Here is a 23,050-nt window from a genome sequence, read left to right on the forward strand (position 1 = left end):
CATTTAAGTAACCCTTAAGCTAGTCTGTATTTTGAAAATTTTCCCATATATATTAAGAAACATGATAAACTATTGTTATTAGTCCTTTTTACTATTTAAGGTGCTGGTATTATTGAAGAGGATAATAAAAAAATAAAAGGAGTTTACTATGGAAATTAAAGTAAGAGATCTAATTATGCGCTATGGTCGTGCAGAAGTGTTGAATATTCGTTCATTAGATTTTGAAAAAGGTACTTCGTATGGTTTAGTTGGTCACAATGGTGCTGGTAAAACAACACTATTTAAGTGTATGACTAATATCATCTCTGATTATCAAGGGGATGTTTTAATCAATGATATTTCAGTTAAACGACATAACGAAGTTCTGCTGAATGTCGGAATTGTGTTAGATGGAATGTCTGTCTATACAAATCGTACAGGTTGGTTTAACATTGAATATTTTTCTGGATTGCGTGGTAGCTTTAACGAAGAAAAAGCGAAAGAACTTGCAAGAGAGTTAGATTTATACGCGGTTTTAGATCAAAAAGTTAAAAGTTATTCATATGGAATGCAAAAGAAATTGATTTTACTTATCGCTTTAATGCACACGCCAGAAATTTTAATTTTAGATGAACCGTTTAGAGGGTTAGATATCGATACAGTAAAATGGTTTAAAAAATATTTGAAGCAGCTGACAGAACAAGGATTAACATTATTGATCTCAAGCCATGTCCAAAATGATTTGGAAGCATTATGTGATATCGTGTATGTGATTGATCGCGGTCGTATTAATGAAACGATTGATATTAATGTGGAAAAAGAAAAACAAATTCGCCGTGTCGACACGACAAATAATGATCGTTTGAAGGAAATACTAGATGAAGTAAATTACTATTATCAAATAGATGATGAAAACGGTGTTAAACTGGACATTTCGGATGAACGTTGGGGACTTGTAAAACAACGTTTAACAGACGAATCAATTGAAATTTCTGAACTATCTAAAGTTAAAATTTTAGATGAGAAATTGAATTAGGGGGCAGACAATAATGACTGGTAAATTGATTTTTAAAATGGAGTTATTTAAATTTTTACGAGATAAAAGCTTTTTAATTGCAGCCGGAGTAATCGGTGTAGTGAATATTATTTTAACATTAGTAGCTTTGAGTATTTTTAATTTTACAGATTCGTATTATGATTCAAGTGCTGCAGCATCAATGTTTGTGACGTTTGGATTTGTTTTATTTATTCTTATTTGGGGCAATATTATTTTTGCTTATATTTATCCATTTCATATGATTTCAATGGATTATAAAAATAATGTAATGGCGATGATGGTAGCATCAGGTGTAAACAGAAGAAAGTTATTTTTCTCAAAAATTGGCGCGATTTTTATTTGCACAATTGCTTTAATGCTGATGATTGCTTTGATTCCTTTTATTTTATGTTTAATTAAACTAATGCAGTCAGGTGCTTGGAATGAATTTGTAGAAGGTTTTGCTTCGGTCTTTTACTTTACAGGTTTGACCCTAGGAAAAGCTATTTTCTCTGGCTTACTTGGTTACTTAAATATGTTGATGATTATTGCAACTTCATGCATCATTATGAAAGGGAAAAATCTCTCATTTCTGCTGTTTATTGGTTTTAATATTTTAAATAGTATTATTACTGGGATTTTAAGTACTGTGTCAATTGCCTTTAACTTTGGTTCAACAGGCATTTATATCTTTCAATTGTTTCTCACAATCGTTTCAATTGTGGTTTTTGGTTATATTTCTTTAAGAACATTGGAAAAACAAAATTTATAAAATATGATGATAGAGGCTGAGACAAAAGTGTTTAGCTCCGAGAAATAAGAAGGGATTCACGAAAATTGTTCTTCAAATTTTTGTGAATTTCGGCTTATTTCCGAAGGAGCTGCTTTTTCTCGCCGTTTATTCGGATTTAGTGAGTGAAACAAAACTGATTTTTAGTTTTGTCCCACTCACTTTTTAACTATTTTTATCAGTTGTTAGTTCGTTGCATCTTTTTAAATAAACGAGTATTGTAAACGTATACAATTAGGAGGGATAGTATGAAAAAAATCATTAATCAACCACAAAATGTCGTACCGGAAATGGTACAGGGATTTACTTTAGCCCATCATGAAACGCTTGAACAAGTACCGGAAACTTTTGTTGTGAAACAAAAAAAGTTAGCTTCACAAGTGTCTTTACTTAGTGGCGGCGGTAGCGGTCATGAACCTGCTCATGCTGGATTTGTGGGAGCTGGAATGTTGCAGGCAGCTGTTTGCGGTCAAGTTTTTACTTCGCCAACACCAGATCAAATTTTAGAAGGTATTAAAGCAGTTGATCAAGGTCAAGGTGTCTTACTAGTTGTGAAGAATTATTCCGGTGATATTATGAATTTTGATATGGCAAAAGATTTAGCAGAAATGGAAGATATTAAAGTTGGAACAGTTGTTGTTGATGACGATATTGCTGTTGAAAATAGTACCTACACGCAAGGAAAACGTGGTGTCGCAGGAACCATTTTTGTGCATAAGATTTTAGGAGCAGCAGCACGTAAAGGTGCTACGGTGGAAGAGTTAGTTACGCTTGGAGAAAAAGTTGTCGCAAATCTAAAAACAATTGGCGTAGCATTAACAGGTGCGACTGTTCCAGAAGTTGGCAAACCGGGTTTTGTTTTAGCAGATGATGAAATTGAGTTTGGTGTAGGAATTCACGGAGAGCCTGGGTATAAACGAGAAAAAATTAAGCCGTCTAAGGAAATGGCTGAAGAATTAATCTCAAAATTAAAAGCAGGTTTTCACTGGGAAAAAGGTGAACGCTATGCTGTTTTAGTCAATGGGCTTGGCGGAACACCGTTAATGGAACAGTACATTTTTTATAATGATGCAGTGAATTTACTTAAAGCAGAAGGGATCGAAATTGCTTTTTCAAAAGTAGGAAACTTGATGACGTCTCTAGAAATGGCGGGAATTTCACTAACGTTACTGAAAGTAGAAGCAGATTGGGTTGATGCATTAAATGAACCTGTGGAAGCACCAGCTTGGTAATAAGGAGGAGAAGCAATGTTTACTGTGGAGAATTTAACTGAAGCGCTACAATTATTTAAAGAAAAAATTGACCAAAACAAAGACTATTTAAGTGAATTAGATACACCGATTGGTGATGGCGATCATGGAAACAACGTGTCACGAGGAATGGATGCAGTGACTGAAAGTTTAGCAAGTAAACATCCTGAAACGATCCAAGATATTTTTAAACTAACGGCAATGGCACTTATCAGCAAAGTTGGCGGTGCATCAGGTCCGCTTTATGGAACAGCAATGATGGAAATGGGGAAAGCTTCCGGGACAACTTCCGAAGCGTTGCCGATTCTAGAAGCTGGGCTTGGCGGTATTGAAAAACGGGGAAATAGTAAACCAGGCGAAAAAACGATGTTGGATGAATGGGCACCAGCAATTGAAGCAATTAAAACAGGTTCATTGACACAGGCGAAACTTGAGTCAGCTGTAGAAGCAACCAAAGGACTTGTAGCAACGAAAGGTCGTGCATCTTATCTTGGAGAACGCTCTGTCGGTCATATTGATCCAGGAGCAATGTCCAGTATGTACTTTTTCCAAGCTTTGTTGGAAGCAGGTGTTTTCGATGAATAATGGAGTTGTGATTGTTTCCCATGTGAAAGAAATTGGTGAAGGTGTTAGTCGTTTAATTAAAGAAGTGGCAAAAGATGTACCGATCACTGTTGCTGCTGGTTTAGACCAAGGGGAAATCGGGACATCTTTTGATAAAATCATGGAAGCATTTGAGCAAAATTCGGCGCAAACATTGCTGGCTTTTTATGATTTAGGCAGTGCTAAAATGAACTTAGAATTAGCAATTGATATGACTGAAAAAGATGTACGATTGTTTGATACAGCGTTAGTAGAGAGTGCCTATACAGCAGCCGCTTTATTGCAAGTTGAAACACCAATAGCAGCAATTGAAGAACAATTAACCCCATTAAAGGTAAAGTAAAGCGAGAGAATAAAAAGGCCGTAGGATGTATTAAATGCATTGTATGGCCTTTTATGGTGACAATTCGAATGATTAAAAGTGGAAAAATCGCTGAATATACGCTAACATATAAAAGTAAATAGTAAAGAATGACAAAGGCGGTGAACAAATGAAAAATAAAATAAACCAGATTGTTCACTGGATGAAAGAGCACAGTTTATTATTAAAATTAATTTTTCTTGGTTCAGTTCTGATTTTCGTTGCGAATCAAGTAACACATATTGTTCAAGGTATGACTTGGCAGGACGTTTTTCATACGATGGGACAGCAAAGTCGCTGGCGGCTATTAGGCATGATTTTAGTAGGTTTAATTGGGGTTTTGCCAATGCTTTTATATGATTTAGTAGTCGTTCATGTACTTGAAGCTAAGGGGAAGCCCAAAATGAATCGCTGGGAATGGTTTGTCTCTGCTTGGGTCACTAATACTATTAATAACCTTGCTGGTTTTGGCGGCGTGGTTGGTGCGACGTTGCGGGCCAATTTTTATGGGAAAGATGCACCTCGTAAAAAGGTTGTTGCAACTGTTTCAAAAGTGGCCTTATTCATGATTTCCGGGCTGTCTATTTTATCTTTTATAGCATTTATTGATGTTTTTTTTATACGTCCGGATAGTTTATTTAGAGAGTATTGGGTCTGGTTGTTAGCGGGAAGTTTAATCGCTCCTGCGTTGTTTTTATTTACTCAATTCAAAAAATATACGTTATTTAAGGATTTTTTTCCAAAAGGGATTTTTCTTTTGTTTGGCGCCTCATTAGGGCAATGGCTAGGAGCAATGTTTGTTTTTTTAAGTGTTGGAGCGTTAATGAAAGTGGATGTTTCTCTGTTGTCAGTTTATCCAATGTTTGTGGTCGCAACATTAATTGGAATGTTGACAATGGTTCCTGGCGGGATGGGTACATTTGATGTGTTGATGATTTTGGGACTGTCTCAACTAGGTGTGAGTCAGTCGACAGCTCTTGTTTGGTTAATTTATTATCGTTTATTCTATTATGTTTTGCCTTTTATGACGGGAATTATTTTATTTATACATCAGACGGGTATTAAAATTAATCGCTTCTTTGATAACCTGCCTCAAATTTTTTCTCAAAAAGTGGCTCATGGGATTTTAGTGGCTTCCCTTTATTTTGCTGGGATTATGATGGTGTTACTATCTACGGTTACAAATTTATCGAATGTTAGTCGATTATTTAAATTTCTACTACCGTTTTCCTTTGATTTTTTAGATCAAACCTTTAATATGCTGATCGGTTTTTTATTATTAGGATTAGCTAGAGGAATTTCTATGAAGGTTCGTAAAGCATACTGGCCAACGATCGGATTATTGATTTTTGGGATCGCTAATACAATTTCTAGAACGGCTTCTTGGCAGTTGATTGTGGTTTATCTGGTGATTTTGTCTGCGGTTTTTTTAGCTAGAAAAGAGTTTTATCGGGAAAAATTTGTTTATTCTTGGGAAGCTTTAGCCGTTGATGGCGTGTTGTTCAGTTTTCTATTTATTATCTATGCAGTTGCTGGTTATTATAGTTCTCATCCTGAAAAATCAGGTCCAATTCCTCACATGTTTTTACTTTTTCCATCGGATGATGTGTGGTTTTCAGGTTTGATTGGTTTGGGGATTTCTATGATCGGTTTAATTACACTTTACCAATATTTGGCGGAGACAGATCTTAAATTAGGAGAATCCTATCAAAAAGAACGTTTGACAGCACTGATTCAGAAATACGGCGGAAGTGAAGGCAGTCAGCTGCTATATTTGAAAGATTATGGCTATTACTACTATCAGGAAAATGGACAAGATGAAGTTTTGTTTGGTTATCAGATCAAAGCAAATAAATGTTTTGTTTTGGCAGATCCGATTGGTAATAAAGAAAAATGGACACAAGCGACATTAGCTTTTATGGATGAAGCCGATTTACTTGGTTATCAGCCAGCGTTTTATCGAGTCAGTGAAACGTATACAATGGTTTTACATGACTTAGGATATAAGTTTATGAAAGTCGGAGAAGAAGGAATTCTTGATTTTTCTAATCGTCATTTAGTGCCACTATCATTAGCAACAGATAGTATGGAGCTGAAGCACTTAACAAATTTAGGCTATACCTTTACTATGTACCATGAACCAGTTTCTGATGAGCTATTTCAAGCGTTGAGGCGTGTATCAGACGAATGGTTGGTCGGTCAAAGAGAAAGAAATTTTGTTAGTGGAAGCTTTGATCAAGAGTACTTGGAATTAAGTGATATTGGTATTTTACGGAATGAGAAAAATGAAGTGGTTGGTTTTATCACATCGAAAATAATTACTGAAAATCAGAACATGTCTTATGATTTACTACGTTATTGTGATACTGCGCCAGAACATACAGTACATTTTTTACTAACGCATTTTATCGCGTATTATCAACAACGTGGATATAACTATATAGATCTGGGAACTGCCCCATTATCAAATGTTGGTGAAACGAAATATTCTTTCATGGAAGAACGATTAATTAATATTTTTTATAAATATGGCGATCAGATGTATCAGTTTAAGGATACAAGAAAAGAAAAAGAGAACTATGTAACAAATTGGGAATCACGATACTTTGCTTATTTTAAACAAAATAAGGTGTTGTTTGTGTTTATTCAGTTAGCATTGTTGGTTGAGCGAGGTAAAGGAAAAGTTGCTTCGTTGGTTGAAGAAGTCCTAATTGAATCATAAAATACGGCTGAGATTAAACGGGAGTTTTGTTTGATCTTGGTCTATTTTTAGGTCTTAAGTCTAATAAGAAAAAAGCAATGAGTAGCGTATAATAAATACAAAAGGATAAAAGGAGTTGTGATTCGTATGAACATCAAGCAAGTATCGGTCCAGACGAAAGCAGAACTAGCTTCTGAACTAAACAAAAAAACAGATGAAATCATTGTTAGAGGAGACTTTAGCCCAATCATTGCAGAAATTAAAAAAGGGCAGCTAAATGATACTGAAAGATATGGTTTTGCTGTAGGTAGTGGTGGGATCGGAGTTTTGTTGGAATATTGTTTGAATAAATTAATGGATGTATTTGACCCTATGTCTAAAGACGATAAAAGTGTTCGTCGGCAGATTGAACAGTTATATACGATTAAGAGAGTAGATGCAGAATCATTTTTGCTACGACTGAAACAACTAGATTATTAGAATAAAAAATAAACTATGTAAGTACCTGGCTTTGAGCGGTACTTACATAGTTTTTAGTTACTAACGTTTTCTTCGTTTTCTTGTTTTAGGTGGTACTAAGGCTAATTTTGGTTTAGCTGTAATGCGTACATAAAGAATAAATCCGCCAATACAAACTATAAACAAAATCACACCTGGTACGAAACCTTCAGGTAAATAGACAAATTCAATTGTATGTTCACCTGCACTAACAGGAACACTGACAAAAGCATCTTTAAATGGTTTTGTTGGAACTTTTTTGCCATCCACATAAGCTGTCCATCCTTTATCATAAGGAATGGTTGTTAAAAGGACTTGATCTTTTTCTGCAGTTACTGTGCCAAGTGCTTTGCGCCCGCTGGTTGTTAACTCCGCGCCTTTGTCTTGAATGGCTTGGAGCGATGTTTCAAAGGCTTGGGTATCTAAACCAACGACTTTAGGCTCCATAAAGCTAACGGCAGTCGTGCCATAGAAGCTAACAGAAAAAGTAACAGTTGTAGCTTCTTCATAATAACCAATATTATAATATTGTCCAGTAATGTTGATTTGTGATTTTTGGCTAACACCATTTACTGACATAGTAGCAGTTGAGCTTTCTAATTGATTAAAATCAGTTGGAAATAAGCTGAGATATGCTTGGGTATGTGCAGGAACATCTACTGTCCAAGTGATATCTTTGGCAACGTTATTTTGGAGTTCACGATACGTAACTGAAGTTCCATTTTGCTCGACTTTTACATTATTTTTATCAATGATTGTTGGTTGATAAAAAGTAAAGTAGTTTTCATCTTGACCAGATAGTGCATTGAATAGTTCCGTTTGACTAGTTAAGTTATCGTTTTCTGGTTGTTTAACAGAATAAATATCTTCGTCCGCTAAGAAACCTAACGGCAAAGCGTAACTATTTTCATATAATGAGAATTTACCAGCACTATCAATTGGAGTGAAACCAAATTTTAGTGGATCACTTTCAGAGATATTGTATTTTATTCCAACGATAGAATCCATCAAAAGTGTATTATTCGGATAGCGAATGTTTAATCCAGTTCCTCTAGAACGAAAACCTAATTCATTTAAATAAGCAGAGGAGTGACGATTTCTGATAGATGAAAATAAGCTGACACCACTGTACCCATAATTGATACTATCATTTGCAGAAACTGGGTTTAGATTTTCTAAACGATAAAATGAATCATTGTCTTTTTTTGTCCTATCCACCAATTGTTTAATCGCTGGGTAAGGCTCAGAATACAGGCTGCGGGATGCGTAGTTCCAATCTTTCAAAATACCATTTAACATAGCATTTGTATTGATAAACGCTTCGCTTGATACAAGTAAAAGCAGCAAGATAATCAAATAGTTCATAGGTATTTTTTTTAGTTGATAAAAAACAATTCCGGCAAGGTAAAGTAGTAAAAATAGAACAGTTAAAATAAATGCCGTAAAGGGAATGTAATCATAACTGGTCGCGCCTTTGGTTCCTTCAGCAATCGCGAAAACAGCAATCAGCATAATGGTTGATCCTGCTAAAAGCCCTAAGTCATCTGTCTTGAATTTTTCCAGCCCGAAACCAGCTAACATGACGACTAAGAAAGAAAACAAGAAACTATAGCGGAATAAAAACATATTCGGAGCATGCATTCCGTGCCAAAATAAGTTCAAAGGTGAAATGTAAAAGCTAGCAATTAATATAATAAACAAACTGCCAAATAATAACTTGTTTTTCCGTGGAATCTCTTTACTTACAAAGTAAAAAATACAGAAAATCAAAGGGAGCAAACCAACATAGATAAACGGAATCGAACCATATTTTGTTGTGTCATAAACGCCGATCATATTTTTCATTACGATATCCCAAAAAGCCGTTGCTTCTGTTTTTAGCTGAGTTACCTGAGTTAACGTCTCACCATTTGCTCTTAAATCAAGAACTGCGGGTAAAACGAGGATCATCGAAGCACCACCAGCTAAAAGTGAAGTAATCCCATAAGGAATGATCCGTTTTTTGTAGACAGACCAATTGGTTAAGGTTTTAGCGACAAAGTATAAAAAGGAGAATACGCCGATCATAAAGCCCATATAAAAGTTTGAGATAAACAATAGCAGATAGCTAACAAACAATAAGGTTGGTTTTCGCAGATCCATTAAGCGATTAATGCCTAGAATAACCAGCGGTAGGTAAACAAATGCGTCCAGCCACATAATAATTTCAGAATGTGCTGTCGCAAAGGACATTAGGGCATAAGGCACACTGAGCATAACATGTCCCCATTTAGGTATTTTGTAAGTATTTTTAGCATATACCCAAAATGCCAAACCTGCGGAACCAATTTTTAACAGTGTAATAAGATATAATGCATCCGGAATATTTTGATTCTTAAAAAAGAATACGATAGGTGTAAACAGTCCACCAAGATAATAAGAAATCAACGAAAGATAGTTTAAACCTAGAGAAGCATTCCAGGTGTAGAAAATACTTTGTTTTCCATGTAAAACATTATTTAAACTGGCATGAAAATTGGAAAATTGTGAAAAAGAATCACTAGCCATTACACTACGGCTACTGCCAGGATAGATGCCTAAACTTAAATAAACAATGACCATGATAAAAAAAGGAATGAAAAAACTAGCGGTCATATAAGGCCAGTTTTCTTTGATAAATGTGCTCATTTTTTTCTTCATAATTAACCTCACAACGTAATAAATAGAATATCTATAGTTTAGCATATCCGCAAAAAAATTGATTGTAAGAAATAGAAATTCTCAAAAAATTTAAATGATCTTTAGTAATGATTAATTAGTTGTATATTTCTTAAGAATTTTATGGCAATAATCGAAAAAATTCAAAAAACGTACGTAATTTCATTTCCTTGAGCCATTTTATTGATGTATAATTAAAAATGAAAAGGAATATTATATCAATTTTAGGAAAGTAGGAAGCAAGTATGTGTACAGGAATTAGTTTAGCATCAATAGAAGGTAGCCATTTTTTAGGGCGAACACAGGAATATAATGTTGATTTTGATTATATCGGTGTACAAATTCCAGCAAAACTAAAGATTACTGAAAGCATTGAAGAATGGGAGACGGTATATTCTGTTGTAGGTGTTGGTGTTAAGGAAGAGCAAAATAAAGTAGCTCAAAGTGTAATTGATGGTGTTAATGAATTTGGACTGGGCGGAATTACTCAATATTTTGCAGAGTTTAATGAGTATTCATCAATCGCAGAAATCAAACAAGCTGGTAAATTTCCATTATTAGCTGAAGGGTTTATTTTTTGGGTATTAGCTAATTGTAAAGATACTAAAGAAGTCGAAGAAAAGATTTCAACTGTTGCGATTGCAGATATTTCGCCAGATGGAAAAGAAGGAGCTGGCTTGCCGCAGCATTTTATGTTTACTGATGCTGCAGGTCGGACAATTGTAGTGGAGCCTTCTAAAAAATTAGGTTTTGACGTGTATGAAAATCCTGTGGGTGTGATGACTAACAGTCCTAAATTTGATTGGCATCTGACAAATTTAGAAAATTATACTGGTTTATCTGATGTAAATGCAACAGGTTCAGAATTTAGAGATACAAAAGTTCTCTCAGCTGGAAAAGGTTCTGGTTTACATGGGATTCCGGGAGACTATACAGCAACTTCTCGTTTCGTTCGAGCGGCATATATACTTAAGTTTAGTGATCCGGTAGCTGAAAAAGATTTGGTAAATAAAGCCTTTCATATTTTATCCACATCAGACATCGTCAAAGGAGTAATTAAATTAGATGAATCGAAAGGAATGGATCGACAGTATACACAATATACGTCTATCTATGACTTGAGCAAGAAACAGATGTATGTAAAAGTCTATGAAAATTTTGTGATTCAAACAATTAAATTTGATGAAGCAATTAAAAATGCTAAAGAAATTAAAGTGTATGAGCTAACAAAACAAGAGCAGTATGAAGCCTTGAATTAATAGAAAAATAAAAAAGCTAAGGATCGCAAATAAATTTTTTGCGATCCTTAGCTTTTTTAAAGCCATTGAGCTATTTGTGGATAACCGCGGCCGATATCAGCCAAAGAATGAGTATCTGATCCATAAACTAAGGGAATCCCTAAAGCGGCAGCTTTTTGAGTTATCCACGGTTGTGGATAACTCTGTTGATAACCTTGTTTATAAAATCCGGCGGTATTTAAATCTAAGCTATATTTTTGTTTTTGAACCTGCATTAAAAGATCTTGAACCAGTGCTTCATTTTGAGTGGAATAACCAATAGATTCATTGAAAGATTTCTCGAATTTTTGACATAAAGAAATGTGACCTAAACGTGTTGGTTTCCATGGTCCAAGGTCAGCTTCTAAAGAACGTAAAACCGTTTGATAGTAAAGGTTTTGAGCCTGTTCAAAGCTGCCTAAATAATCTGTTACACCTGTTTTATATTCTTCAAATGAATAATCAATACCACGTAATCCGCCGAGACCTTCTAGGAAATGAACGGATAAAATATTGTCATCTGTTTGTGGTCCATATTCCGCCAAAAAATCTCGTGTCCAGTCTTCATAATCAGCAAAATAATCCAATTCAAATCCAATGTGGATAACTATATCAGAAGCATATTTTTTTCGTAAAGTAGCCATCTTTTTAAAATAGTTATCCACATCATTTAAAGCCATTGCAGCCGTTGTCCAAATAATAGAGTCTCCAGCAGCTTTTTTTTCAATATGTTCTGGTAAAGGAGCGTGTTCAGTGATACTGTATTTTTGAAACCCTTGTTTAATTGCTTCTTGGATCAATAGTTCAGTATCTTCAACATTTCCATGTGGGCAAAATTCGGTATGAGTGTGACCATCGTGTTTCATATGTAAGCCTCCTTAAACAGTAGTAGGTGATTTAGTTTAGATTAGCGTATAATGGATTCTTTGTCTATTATTTGTTTTATTTAGTTATAGTGAAGATTATCTATTTAAATATTTACTTTTTCAAGAACTAATATTATTCTTATAGGCATAACGAAAGTACAAAATCAGCAGAAGCTAAAACGATATTGTGTAATTTTGAAAAACTGAAAGAGAGGTAAAAATTATGAAGCTGTTTATCAATAAGACGGATAATAAAAAAATAGAGCTTTTAGACTATTTAATTCGTCAACCAAAAGAAGTTACCATTTCTGAGTTAATTTCTGTTACGGGGTTGTCCGATAAAACTATCCGAGCTATTATTCATGATTTTCCTAAAAACCCAGCGCTGGCTCCACAAAATGTCGTTATTAACTATAATGAAGTTGGAAAGATTAAATCTATCGGAATAATAAACAGTTCTTTGGTTGACATTGCTTTTTATTATTTAGAACAGTCGATTTTATATGTAATGATTAAAGAACTATTTTTGAATGGAAATCTTCAAATGGAGAAGTTTTGTGAAGAGCATTTTATTAGTTCATCAACTTTTTCTAGGTATAAAAGTAAGTTAAAAAGTATTCTTGAACAATTCAATCTTAAATTATTATCAAATTTAGCTTTAGATGGTGAAGAATACAGAATTCGCAATTTTTTCTTTTTGTTTTTTTCTAACGCAAATTCAAAATGGTTATTTTCTGAAGAAGAATATCAAGCGATTGATGTTTCCTTAAAGAGTGAGTATTTCAAAGATTTTAGTTTTGATCCTGCCCAACAAAGCATGGTACGGTTATTAATTTATATTTGCAAAATCAGAAATAGTCAAGGAAATACGATTCAAGAAACATTAGAAATCACCCTAAAAGCTGGTAGCAGCTACGAAAAAATTTATGATGATACTTACCATTACATAGAAAACCATTTTTCTTATTTCGATTATAAAGAAAGAGAAGCGCAATTTCTTTTTATTTTTTTCTTGAGAAATCAGATGATTAGTCCGGAGCCATATAGTGAAGACGGGCTTTCTGTTGTAATTAAGAGTATAGAGAATCTTAAAGAGGCATTTGAAAAAAGTAGTCAGTTTCTTACGGATGAAATAATTACTCACTTTTTTAAAGATAATGAAGCAATTAGTCCAATGATTTATTATAAAGTATCTACGTTCCTTTTATATGCAGCTTCAAGTTTTTGTGATTCCAGGAGTTTTTTATACATCTATGATTTTGATGTTTATTACTCTAAGACAAATTATGAGCAGCAAATTATTGAAAAAGTAAAACTTATTATACGGAAAATTGTGAAACAGTTTCCAGATAATCCTTTTGTCGTTTTAGTGAAAGATATTGATCGAGAGGAAGCATTTGAAAATCAACTTTTCTTATTAGTCTATAGTTTGCTATCTAAACAGAAGAAGTATAAGATCATAAAAGTTAAAGTTTATGTTCAAAATTCTAAAGTATACATAGCGGACATATTAAAAAGGCAAATTAAAGATATGTTCTTAGAAAATGTGGAAATAGTTGATCGATATAGCGAAGATATTGATGTATTCGTCTCAGATAAAGAATATATGGAGGAAAATACTACAAATAAAGTTTATGTCCCAACTTTTTCAGATGCCCATTATTTAGATGCTATGTTTGGTGCTATTGCTTCTAAAGTAGAAGCGACAATTGGTTCACAAGTTTTATAATTTTTTTAAAATCTATAGGAATTTTCGAATAGTAAATAAAATAAATGTTTTAATTCTTATTTTCCCTTCATAAAAAATAAATAACGTATTCAAAACCAAAAAAAGAGCAGATATTAGGTTCTTTTTTTGGTCTATTTGTCCATGTGAAACACCTTGTCTTTTGATCTAATTAGAGATGAAATAGGAGCTGGACCTGTTTGATCATATTCATTAAAAGTGCTATAAAAGTTATTTTTGAGTAATGAATAATCATTAATGGCGAAATTTTTGCTGGTAGTTTGAAAAATCAGTGAGTATATTTTTAATGTGAAAATAAATCTTGTGGTAAGGGATCAAAAAAGTAAATAAAATTGATATTTTTATAATTAAATAATATCAGTTATTTAATTGTTTATCAAAAAAAATGTCAAAAATTCCGTATCTGACCGTAAAAAATGGTCGGTTTTTTTGAGATAAAAGGTGTATAACTATAGATAAGTCGTATTAAGGAGCTATCATTTAGTTCATTTTTATCTTCTTCTTCCGCAATTCATTTGCAGAATAATACAAAAAGAAAAGGTAATTGGATGTTTGAAGATATTATACGGAAAAGAAAAATAAAAGTTTTTGTAATAAAAGTAAAGAAGGGAGATAAGCAAGAATTTTGGTTTATTAATGTTAGATAGTAAAAGGATTATTCACACATAATATGAGAGATCAATGTTTCATAGTAAAGATATTGATATACATATTTTCTGGCTTTTAACGGCGAATAAAAATAAGAAATATCAAGTGGAAACTAAGATGTGGCGATATACTTTCATCTTGCCAGAAGTTCGTTTTTTTGAGAATACTAAAGGGAGTAATAATAAAAAGGACTAAATAAAAATAGTAATTTGAGAGCATCTTAGAAAAATTTTTTAATGGAGGAAAAGATATGTATCATGTAGGTGTAGTAAATTCTGAAGGTGATTTAACAGAGTGGCAAAATGAGGAGGCAGTGCCTAGTAACTGGAATATAACTCATACAGATGTTGAGCAAGAAACTTCATATGATTTAATTATTTTATTAGAGCATGGACTTGAATATGTAGGGAAAATATGTGGTCAGTTAATGAAAGTCAAAAGAGAGATGGATGCGTTAATTTGGGTTTGGTCAACATCTCAAAATGAAATGAATCGTATGGTTTACTTAAAATTAGGTGCAGATGGCATCATAACAGAAAAGCTAGGTAAAGAAGAGTGGCTGCTTATTATGGACAATGCTTTAAAAAGAAATGCTGGAGAAGTTTTAGTAGAAGGTGCAGACTCTGATTCTATGAACTTATCTAAGAGCGGTGTTACTATGAATCATCGGAATAGAAGCCTCATTTCAGCTGATGATGAAGAAGTTCAATTGACAAGTTTTGAGTATAAAATAATGGATTTACTATTTCAAAATGCAGGAGAAACAGTGACATACGAAGAAATTTATCAAGCAATTTGGAAAGGTGAAGCAACGGACGAAAAGAAATTTTATCGAATTAGTAACTTGGTCTTTCATATTAGAAAAAAATTGGAAGATGAACTTGGAACCTCAGAAGCGATTCGCACAGTACGCTCAAAAGGTTATGTATTGAATATTTAATTAAGGTATATACTTGGTAAAAATAAGAGTAGTTTAATCAAAAGAGGCTGAGAAAAAAGCGTCTATTTCCGAAGCCTTCAATTCTTAGAGCTTTAGCCCCCTAGAAATTGTTGTGATCGGAACGAAGTGGAGTAGCTGCTTTTTTCTCGCCGTTTATTCGGATCTAGTGAGTGAAACAAAATTGATTTTTAGTTTTGTTTCACTCTCTTTTTTGCAGCCAAATTATATAAGTTATTTTCGGTATTGTCCATCACCGTAGACGATGTACTTAGTTGAGGTGAGTTCTGTTAATCCCATTGGACCTCTGGCGTGTAATTTTTGTGTACTGATACCTATTTCTGCACCAAATCCAAAAACAAACCCGTCCGTAAAACGTGTAGAGGCATTTGCGTAAACTGCAGCAGCATCCACTTGCTGTAAAAATTGTTGAGTAGCAAAATAATTATCACTTATGATGCTTTCAGAATGTTTCGTATTATACTGATTAATGTGCTGTATTGCTTCGTCTAAAGAATCAACAACTTTGACAGCTAAGATATAATCCAAAAATTCAGTCGCCCAATCTTCTTCAGTTGCTGGAATAGATTGTTTGAAAATAGCAGATGCACGTTCGTCTGCACGTAGTTCAACGTTATATTCATTAAGAGCTGTTTCAATTACAGGTAGAAATTCAGTAGCAACCTCTTTATGAATTAATAAAGTTTCAGCGGAATTACACACAGAAGGTCGTTGGCATTTTGCGTTAACAATAATGTTTGTTGCCATTTCTAATTGAGCATCTTTATCGATGTATACATGACAATTTCCAGTCCCTGTTTCAATAACGGGAACAGTAGCGGTCGTTAAAACAGTTTTAATTAAATTAGCGCCTCCACGTGGAATCAGAACATCTAAATAATCATTTAGTTTCATTAATTGCTGTGCCGTTTCTCTGGAAGTGTCGTCTACAAATTGAATAGCAAAAGGTGAACTATTTTTTTGTTTAAGTGCTTGTTGCAAAACCGCTACAAGGATTTTATTTGAATAAAAAGCTTCTTTACCACCACGTAAGATGACAGCATTACCTGTTTTGAAGCAAAGGCTGGCAGCATCAGTCGTGACATTTGGACGAGATTCATAAATAATGCCAATGACTCCAATTGGTACACGTTGTTTACCGATCATTAGACCATCTTCATTTTTCCACATCTTATCGACTTCACCGATTGGATCAGGTAAAGTTGCCACTTGTCGAATACCGTCTGCCATGTCTTTGATGCGTTCTTTAGTTAAACGTAAACGATCAAGCATCGTATCTGTTATGTTGTTTTCTTTGGCATTGGAGAGATCCTTTTGGTTTTCAGCTAAGATTTTTTCTGAATTGTTTTCTAGTTCATCAGCCATATGCAACAAAAGTTCATTTTTGGTTTTTGTGTCCATTAAACCTAATTGATAAGCGGTGGCTTTGGCTTGTTTGCCTAATTGGATTAAATCAGTCATTTTCGTTTCCTCCTTTTTCTGAATGTTTAGTTGATAAATAGGGTACCAATCATTTCACCTGCTAATATATCAAAAATAATCGTTGGTTGTTTGCCATTAGCTAAAATCATAGCGCCGTTGTGATCTAACACACGCTCTGCTGCTTTTAATTTACTGTACATACCACCAGTACCAAAACGGCTGCCTTTGCCGCCAGCAAGTTGTAATAGCTCTTCATTGATCTCATTAATTTCAGAGAATAGCGTTGCATTTTTGTTGGTATTGGGATTATCAGAAAAGAAGCCATCAATGTCTGACAGCATAATTAACGCATCGGCTTGGATTAGTTGAGCTACGATTGCCGACAATTGATCGTTATCACCAAATTTTGTTAAGTGATCTAGTTCGTCAATAGCCACTGTGTCGTTTTCATTGATTACAGGAATAATACCCATTTGCAGTAGTTGCTCCATGGTATTAGTTACATTTTTACGGCTTTCAGGATATTCGATGACATCTCTAGTAAGCAAAAGTTGCGCGATTTGTTGACTATACGTTAGAAAGCGTTGATTATAAATATTCATCAGTTCAGCTTGTCCAACGGCGGCTACCGCTTGCTGTTCCGGAATGGTTGGCGGACGTTTATCCATATTTAGTTTGTTTAATCCAACACCAATTGCGCCAGAAGAAACTAAAATAATCTCTTTTCCTTGGTTACGTAAATCGGCTAAAGTAAAAGCTAATTGATCGATAGCACTTAAATTGATATTGCCATTTGGATAGATTAGCGTACTGGTACCTACTTTGATAACGATTCGATTGGCTTTTTGTAATTGTTTCCGCATGGTTGACCTCACTTATATTAAGAAAACTTGGACAAAAATTGTTGCTTTTGTCCAAGCTTCATTTTGATTCTTCTATTTTACAGCTTTCAGCCTAATTTGTCTCTAAATCGTGCACAAATAATCCACTTAATAATTTTGGTTCAAACCAAGTTGATTTTGGTGGCATGATTTTTCCAGCATCTGCGACATTTAATAAATCGTCCATAGTTGTTGGATAAACAGCGAAAGCAATTGTCCATTTGCCGCTGTCAACTAGCTGTTCCAACTCAGCCATTCCACGAATTCCTCCAACAAAATCGATTCGTTTATCAGTACGAATATCATGAATGGCAAAAATATCGGCAAAAACAAAATTTTGCAATAATGAAACATCTAATCCATCAACTGGATCATCTGATAGAATACTATCTTTCGCAGTTAAAGTGTACCATTGCCCTTTAAGATACATTCCGAATGACTTTGCTTGTGTCGGTTTGCCGTGCTCGGTTTTTTCAATCGTAAAATGTTGTTCTAATAAATCGAAAAAGTTTTCTGAGATGGGAACATTTAAAACGCGATTATAGTCTAAAATTTCCAATTCTTCTTTTGGAAAAATCACAGATAAGAAATAGTTGGATTCGGCTGTATCGCTAGCTTCATTTTTCATTTGCCCCACTTTGACAGCAGATTCTGTCCGATGGTGCCCGTCAGCGATATATAATGCTGAAACTTCTTCAGTAAAAGTTGTTACAAGTTGTTCAATGATTTCTGGTTGATCGATTAACCAAACGCGATGAGTGACATCATGAAATCCAGTAAAGTCATAGACCGTATCATGCGTGTTTTTCCAAGTATCAATTAAATCTTGAATTTGTTTATTTCTACGATAGGTTAGGAAGATTGGACTAGTATTTGCATCACAAGCTTCGATGTGACGTATTCGGTCAACTTCTTTTTCAGGGCGGGTAAATTCATGTTTCTTAATTTTCCCATCAGTATAGTCAGCGATTGAAGTACATGTTACTAAACCAGTCTGAGCTCGACCATTCATGGTCAATTCGTATAGGTACAGTAAAGGTTTGTCGTCCTGAATTAACCAGCTTTTTTGTAAGAATTTTTGCAAATTTTCCGCAGCTTTTTGATAAACTTGTTCGTCATAAGGAGAAAGTGTCTCTGGTAAATCAATTTCTGCCTTGTCAATGTGTAAGTATGAGTAAGGGTTGTTCTCACCTAAATGGCGTGCTTCTTCTGAACTCAAAACGTCATAGGGTAAAGTGGCAATCTCTTCGCTGAATTCAGCGTTTGGACGAATACTTTTAAAGGGATGAATAGTGACCATTAATAACTCACCGCCTCAATATTTTTAATTGTTCGAACGCGAATGATATTTTCTGCTGCTTGAATTTTTTCTGCCGCGGCCGCAATTTTTTCCTCGTCTGTTTCATCAATGTCTACGATAGTGTAAGCAAAATCATCACGGCTGCGGTTAATCATAGTATCAATGTTAATATCTAGATTAGCGATGCCAGTTGAAATTTGACCTAACATATTCGGGATGTTTCTGTGAACGATTGTAAAGCGAAACGGTGAATTAAAGGCCATTTCCACAGTTGGAAAGTTGACAGAACGTTTGATGTTGCCTGTTTCAAGGAATTTTTTCAAAGTACGAGCAGCCATTTTAGCACAATTAACCTCAGCTTCTTCGGTAGAAGCTCCTAAATGTGGTAACACTAAAATCTTTTCGTTATTTAGTAGACGTTCATCAGCAAAGTCGGTGACAAAGTTACTAATTTCTCCTTGTTCAATTGCTTCAATTACGGCTTCGGTTTCAACTAGTTCACCGCGAGCAAAGTTTAGTAAAACAGCATTTTTTTTCATTTTTGCTAATTGTTCTTTACCAATTAAATGGTGCGTATTTTCAGATAATGGAACATGAACGGTAACAAAATCACAGCTTGCTAAAACTTCGTCCATACTTTGGGCACGTTTTACTCGGCGTGAAATGCTCCAAGCTGTATCAACTGAAACAAATGGATCAAAACCAGTAACTTCCATGCCTAAACGGTAAGCATCATTGGCAACCATTGCGCCGATTGCACCTAAACCGATCACGCCTAATTTTTTCCCTTCCAGCTCTGTTCCGGCAAATTGTTTTTTCTGAGCTTCAGCTTGTTCTTCTGCATCTCCACCTGTTAAGTTTTGAACCCAGTTTGCCCCTCTTAGAATTGGACGAACAGAAAGTAACAGACAAGCAATGACTAATTCTTTTACGGCATTCGCATTGGCACCAGGTGTATTAAAAACAACAATCCCATCTTCGGTACATTGAGAAACTGGAACATTGTTGGTTCCGGCACCAGCTCGAGCGATCGCTAAAACAGAAGCGGGAAAATTATAATCATGTAATTTTTGGCTTCGTAAAATGATTCCAGCAGGTGTTTCTGTTTGGTTAATTGTAAAATTGTCATCATCAAAGCGAGCTAAACCTACAGGGGCGATTGCGTTAAATGTTTTAATATCGTACATCTATTTAGTTCCTCCGTTTTCTGCTTCGAATTTCTTCATTAAGTCAACTAAAGCTTCTACACCAGCTTTAGGAAAGGCATTATATAAACTAGCCCGCATACCACCGACAGAACGGTGTCCTTTTAGGTTTTCAAAACCCGCGGCTACTGCTTCTTGGTTGAATTTTTTATCCAGTGCATCATTTCCAGTAATGAAAGGGATATTGTTGATTGAGCGGTCTTTTGGGTTCACTGGTGAAGAGAATAGAGCAGATGCATCAATTTCATCGTATAAAATCGAGGCTTTCTCTTTATTAAGTTTTTCCATTTGACTAGCGCCGCCTTGTTCTTTGATCCATTCGAAAACAAGTTTTGCCATATAGATACTGTAGGTTGGCGGTGTATTGTACATTGAACCGTTTTTGGCATGAATATCGTAATCTAACATAGCGCTTAAAACATCAACTTGACCGATTAAATCTTCTCGTACAATCACTACCGTTAAACCAGCTGGACCGATATTTTTTTGAGCACCGGCATAGATTAAACCGAAATCAGCAACGTTGTAATTAATAGATAAAATATTTGAAGACATATCTGCTACAAGCGGTACGTTACCTGTTTTTGGTAGATCGTAAATGGTTGTGCCTTCGATTGTGTTATTCGTTGTAATATGAACATATGCTGCATCTTGCGGAATATCTTCTAGATGAACTTCAGGAATATAGGTGAAGTTTTTGTCTTTGCTTGAGGCAATCACTTGAACTTCAACATTATCGATTTTTTTAGCTTCACTGATCGCTTTTTTAGACCATGAACCTGTATTTACATATAAAGCTTTTTTATTTTGAGCTAAATTTAGTGGCACCATTGTAAATTGTGTGCTAGCGCCACCTTGTAAAAATAGGACTTTATAATTATCGGGAATATTCATTAATTCTCGAAGTAATGTTTCGGCATTTTCGATGATCGTTTCAAAAAGGGAGGAACGATGACTCAACTCCATTACGGACATACCGCTGTTTTCGTAATTCACCAATTCGGATTGTGCTTTTTCCAATACACTTTTTGGTAAAACGGCGGGACCAGCTGAAAAATTGTAAACTGTTTTCATACATCTATCTCTCCTTTGATAAGATCATTCATTTACTAAATTATTGTTATAGTAAATGTGAAAACAATTATAACAGAAAGCTCAGATTAAAAAAAGATTAAAAAGTAAGTTTCGTAAATTCTTTCACGGATTTTTTCAATAAGCCTAAATATAGAAAACTACACGGGTATGGTTGTTAAATTTAATCCATAGAGTACAAACTTTAAAGAAATTTATTAATGGAAAATATGAATTTATTGCGTAGTTATTATATAGACAGATTTTTTCTTTAGATGAAGCATTTCTCTTTTTCCATGAACGTGGTAGACTAACGTACATAATGAACTGCTTTAAAGGAGGTTTATTCTTGAATAAACTAAAAAATTTCGTTCGCAATGCATTTCAAGTTGCGCCGTTTATATTATCCAATACAATTATTTTTGTACCATATTTTTTATTTTTGACTTTGAATGATGGAAAAACACTGGAGAAGATTTTACCGTTTGTTTTTTTCTATACATTTCGGATGACTGGGATCTTTTTATTGAAGAGTTTTAAATTGACACTTACAAGTTTTAATATCCTTATCATATCTATCTTGATCGGTGTAGTCGGCTGTCTGATTGGAGTGATGGGACACTTTTATTTTCCGGCGTATTTACTTTCTTCTGTTTTGCTTGGGCTAAGTGCAGCATGGCTTCCGGCTGCGAATACTACGGTTAATTATCATGAAAAACAACAGGGTTATTCAGTTTTGACAGGTAAAAAATATCTCTTTATTTTATTGATTTTGGCAGGCGTGATTGCATCTTTGGCAATTAGAAGTGACTGGCGAATTCCAATAGTTTTAGGAGAATATACATTGTTATATATAGCGGCATATCATACAGTGACGCACTACCCTGATTATGAGATTGATTTTAATGAAGTAGATCAGCAAGTAGTATCTGTAAAAGAATTTATCTTATTTTTAATTTTCTTTACTTTGTTGTTATTTATCCGTTCAGCACGTTTGTTGTTTGATCCGCAGCTTTTGGATATAGCTATTATTGGATTTTCGGGTTTATTTTTGATAGCAGCGTGGTATTTGAATCAACAACGGAAAACATGGAAGTTGCCTTTATGGTTGAACGTCTTAACTTTTGCTAATGGTATGTGTATTAATTTTCTACTGCTTTTTGGGACTTTTTATATTTCGTTACGCTTAGGGACGGATCGTTTGGCAGCTAATTTATATGCGCCATATATTCTAGGTATTATTTTTGCAGGATTTTTTATTAAATTTTTATATCGACTTTTTCCTAAAGTGGATCCAAAAGTAGTTCATATTAGTAGTTTTATCGTTTCGTTATTTTTATTATTATTTCCACGGCTTTTTCCAGTCGGAATCTTTTTACTGAGTTGTTGTATTAGTGCAACAGGATCATTTTTAAATCGAAATTATTATCAAAATGAAATTTTACCGCAAGATCAGCGAATAATTACAAAGTATAGTACCCAAACGAAAGGTAGCGTAACACATCAGTTATTATTGATGAGTGGATTATGGATACTGTCTAAAGAAGCCAATCTACCAGTTCAAACAATATTGCAGATCAAAGGAAGCCGTTCTAGCAATCCTGCGGTTCTACATGTTATTGAACAAGCTCATGTAATTAGTATCTTTGTCTTAATTATAGCTTTTTCGTTTATTTTATATGAAGTTATAAAATATAATGCCACTATTGGAAAACAGTAAAAAAGCACTAGAGAATATTAAAGATGTTATAAAACTAGAC

At 34.4% G+C, this 23,050-nt stretch carries 18 protein-coding genes; 11 read left to right on the top strand and 7 right to left on the bottom strand.

Annotated features, from left to right (window positions below; all coding sequences use genetic code 11):
* Positions 1–148: 148 nt before the first annotated feature.
* The 7 genes from C240_RS06615 to C240_RS06645 all read left to right on the top strand — a co-directional run bounded on the left by C240_RS06615 (position 149) and on the right by C240_RS06645 (position 7,200).
* Entirely contained in the window at positions 149–1,015 is an 867-nt protein-coding gene (locus C240_RS06615) for an ABC transporter ATP-binding protein (RefSeq protein WP_271492949.1), read from the top strand.
* A 13-nt stretch (positions 1,016–1,028) separates the two neighbouring features.
* A complete protein-coding gene (locus C240_RS06620) occupies positions 1,029–1,787 on the top strand; it encodes an ABC transporter permease (protein ID WP_271492952.1) in 759 nt (252 codons plus the stop codon).
* Positions 1,788–2,053: 266 nt separating this feature from the next.
* A complete protein-coding gene (dhaK, locus tag C240_RS06625) occupies positions 2,054–3,037 on the top strand; it encodes a dihydroxyacetone kinase subunit DhaK (protein WP_271492955.1) in 984 nt (327 codons plus the stop codon).
* A gap of 15 nt (positions 3,038–3,052) precedes the next feature.
* Complete coding sequence (gene dhaL, locus C240_RS06630; protein WP_271492958.1) at positions 3,053–3,640, top strand: dihydroxyacetone kinase subunit DhaL; 588 nt, start codon at positions 3,053–3,055, stop codon at positions 3,638–3,640.
* Positions 3,633–4,001 carry a dihydroxyacetone kinase phosphoryl donor subunit DhaM gene (gene dhaM, locus C240_RS06635; protein ID WP_271492961.1) on the top strand — a complete coding sequence of 123 codons (369 nt, stop codon included), beginning with the start codon at positions 3,633–3,635 and terminating at the stop codon, positions 3,999–4,001. The genes dhaL and dhaM overlap by 8 nt, the downstream gene beginning before the upstream one ends.
* Before the next feature lie 148 nt (positions 4,002–4,149).
* Positions 4,150–6,741: a bifunctional lysylphosphatidylglycerol flippase/synthetase MprF gene (gene mprF / locus C240_RS06640; RefSeq protein WP_271492965.1), complete on the top strand. Its 2,592-nt coding sequence runs from the start codon at positions 4,150–4,152 to the stop codon at positions 6,739–6,741.
* Positions 6,742–6,867: 126 nt separating this feature from the next.
* Entirely contained in the window at positions 6,868–7,200 is a 333-nt protein-coding gene (locus C240_RS06645) for a hypothetical protein (RefSeq protein ID WP_271492968.1), read from the top strand.
* Positions 7,201–7,260: 60 nt separating this feature from the next.
* Here the strand turns inward: C240_RS06645 and C240_RS06650 are convergent, their stop codons facing one another.
* The gene (locus C240_RS06650) at positions 7,261–9,897 is read right to left on the bottom strand and encodes a YfhO family protein (RefSeq protein ID WP_271492971.1); all 2,637 of its coding nucleotides are present in this window, start codon (positions 9,895–9,897) and stop codon (positions 7,261–7,263) included.
* Positions 9,898–10,160: 263 nt separating this feature from the next.
* On the opposite strand from C240_RS06650, the gene C240_RS06655 reads away from it, so the two are divergent.
* On the top strand, positions 10,161–11,174 hold the full coding sequence (locus C240_RS06655) for a choloylglycine hydrolase family protein (RefSeq protein ID WP_271492974.1): 1,014 nt from the start codon (positions 10,161–10,163) through the stop codon (positions 11,172–11,174).
* Between the two features lie 56 nt (positions 11,175–11,230).
* On the opposite strand, the gene hisJ is transcribed toward C240_RS06655, so the two are convergent.
* Positions 11,231–12,058: a histidinol-phosphatase HisJ gene (hisJ, locus tag C240_RS06660; RefSeq protein ID WP_271492977.1), complete on the bottom strand. Its 828-nt coding sequence runs from the start codon at positions 12,056–12,058 to the stop codon at positions 11,231–11,233.
* A gap of 223 nt (positions 12,059–12,281) precedes the next feature.
* Here hisJ and C240_RS06665 point away from each other — a divergent pair, with 223 nt between their 5' ends.
* Both C240_RS06665 and C240_RS06670 read left to right on the top strand, forming a co-directional pair.
* Positions 12,282–13,787, top strand: coding sequence for a helix-turn-helix domain-containing protein (locus C240_RS06665; protein WP_271492979.1), 1,506 nt, complete (start codon positions 12,282–12,284; stop codon positions 13,785–13,787).
* 916 nt (positions 13,788–14,703) lie between these two features.
* Positions 14,704–15,393, top strand: a complete 690-nt coding sequence (locus C240_RS06670; protein WP_271492982.1) for a winged helix-turn-helix transcriptional regulator — start codon at positions 14,704–14,706, stop codon at positions 15,391–15,393.
* A gap of 231 nt (positions 15,394–15,624) precedes the next feature.
* Here C240_RS06670 and C240_RS06675 read toward each other — a convergent pair whose 3' ends face one another.
* The 5 genes from C240_RS06675 to serC all read right to left on the bottom strand — a co-directional run bounded on the left by C240_RS06675 (position 15,625) and on the right by serC (position 21,293).
* Positions 15,625–16,896, bottom strand: a complete 1,272-nt coding sequence (locus C240_RS06675; protein ID WP_271494185.1) for a glutamate-5-semialdehyde dehydrogenase — start codon at positions 16,894–16,896, stop codon at positions 15,625–15,627.
* Positions 16,897–16,898: 2 nt separating this feature from the next.
* Positions 16,899–17,696, bottom strand: coding sequence for a glutamate 5-kinase (gene proB, locus C240_RS06680; protein ID WP_271492985.1), 798 nt, complete (start codon positions 17,694–17,696; stop codon positions 16,899–16,901).
* A gap of 91 nt (positions 17,697–17,787) precedes the next feature.
* A complete protein-coding gene (locus tag C240_RS06685) occupies positions 17,788–19,014 on the bottom strand; it encodes a DUF1015 domain-containing protein (RefSeq protein ID WP_271492988.1) in 1,227 nt (408 codons plus the stop codon).
* Positions 19,014–20,201 carry a 3-phosphoglycerate dehydrogenase family protein gene (locus tag C240_RS06690; protein ID WP_271492992.1) on the bottom strand — a complete coding sequence of 396 codons (1,188 nt, stop codon included), beginning with the start codon at positions 20,199–20,201 and terminating at the stop codon, positions 19,014–19,016. The genes C240_RS06685 and C240_RS06690 overlap by 1 nt, the downstream gene beginning before the upstream one ends.
* Positions 20,202–21,293, bottom strand: coding sequence for a 3-phosphoserine/phosphohydroxythreonine transaminase (gene serC / locus C240_RS06695; protein WP_271492995.1), 1,092 nt, complete (start codon positions 21,291–21,293; stop codon positions 20,202–20,204).
* 346 nt (positions 21,294–21,639) lie between these two features.
* On the opposite strand from serC, the gene C240_RS06700 reads away from it, so the two are divergent.
* Positions 21,640–23,010 carry a hypothetical protein gene (locus tag C240_RS06700; protein ID WP_271492998.1) on the top strand — a complete coding sequence of 457 codons (1,371 nt, stop codon included), beginning with the start codon at positions 21,640–21,642 and terminating at the stop codon, positions 23,008–23,010.
* Positions 23,011–23,050 lie beyond the last annotated feature (40 nt).

The organism is Enterococcus sp. 5H, assembly GCF_028128615.1.
GTDB lineage: Bacteria > Bacillota > Bacilli > Lactobacillales > Enterococcaceae > Enterococcus_L.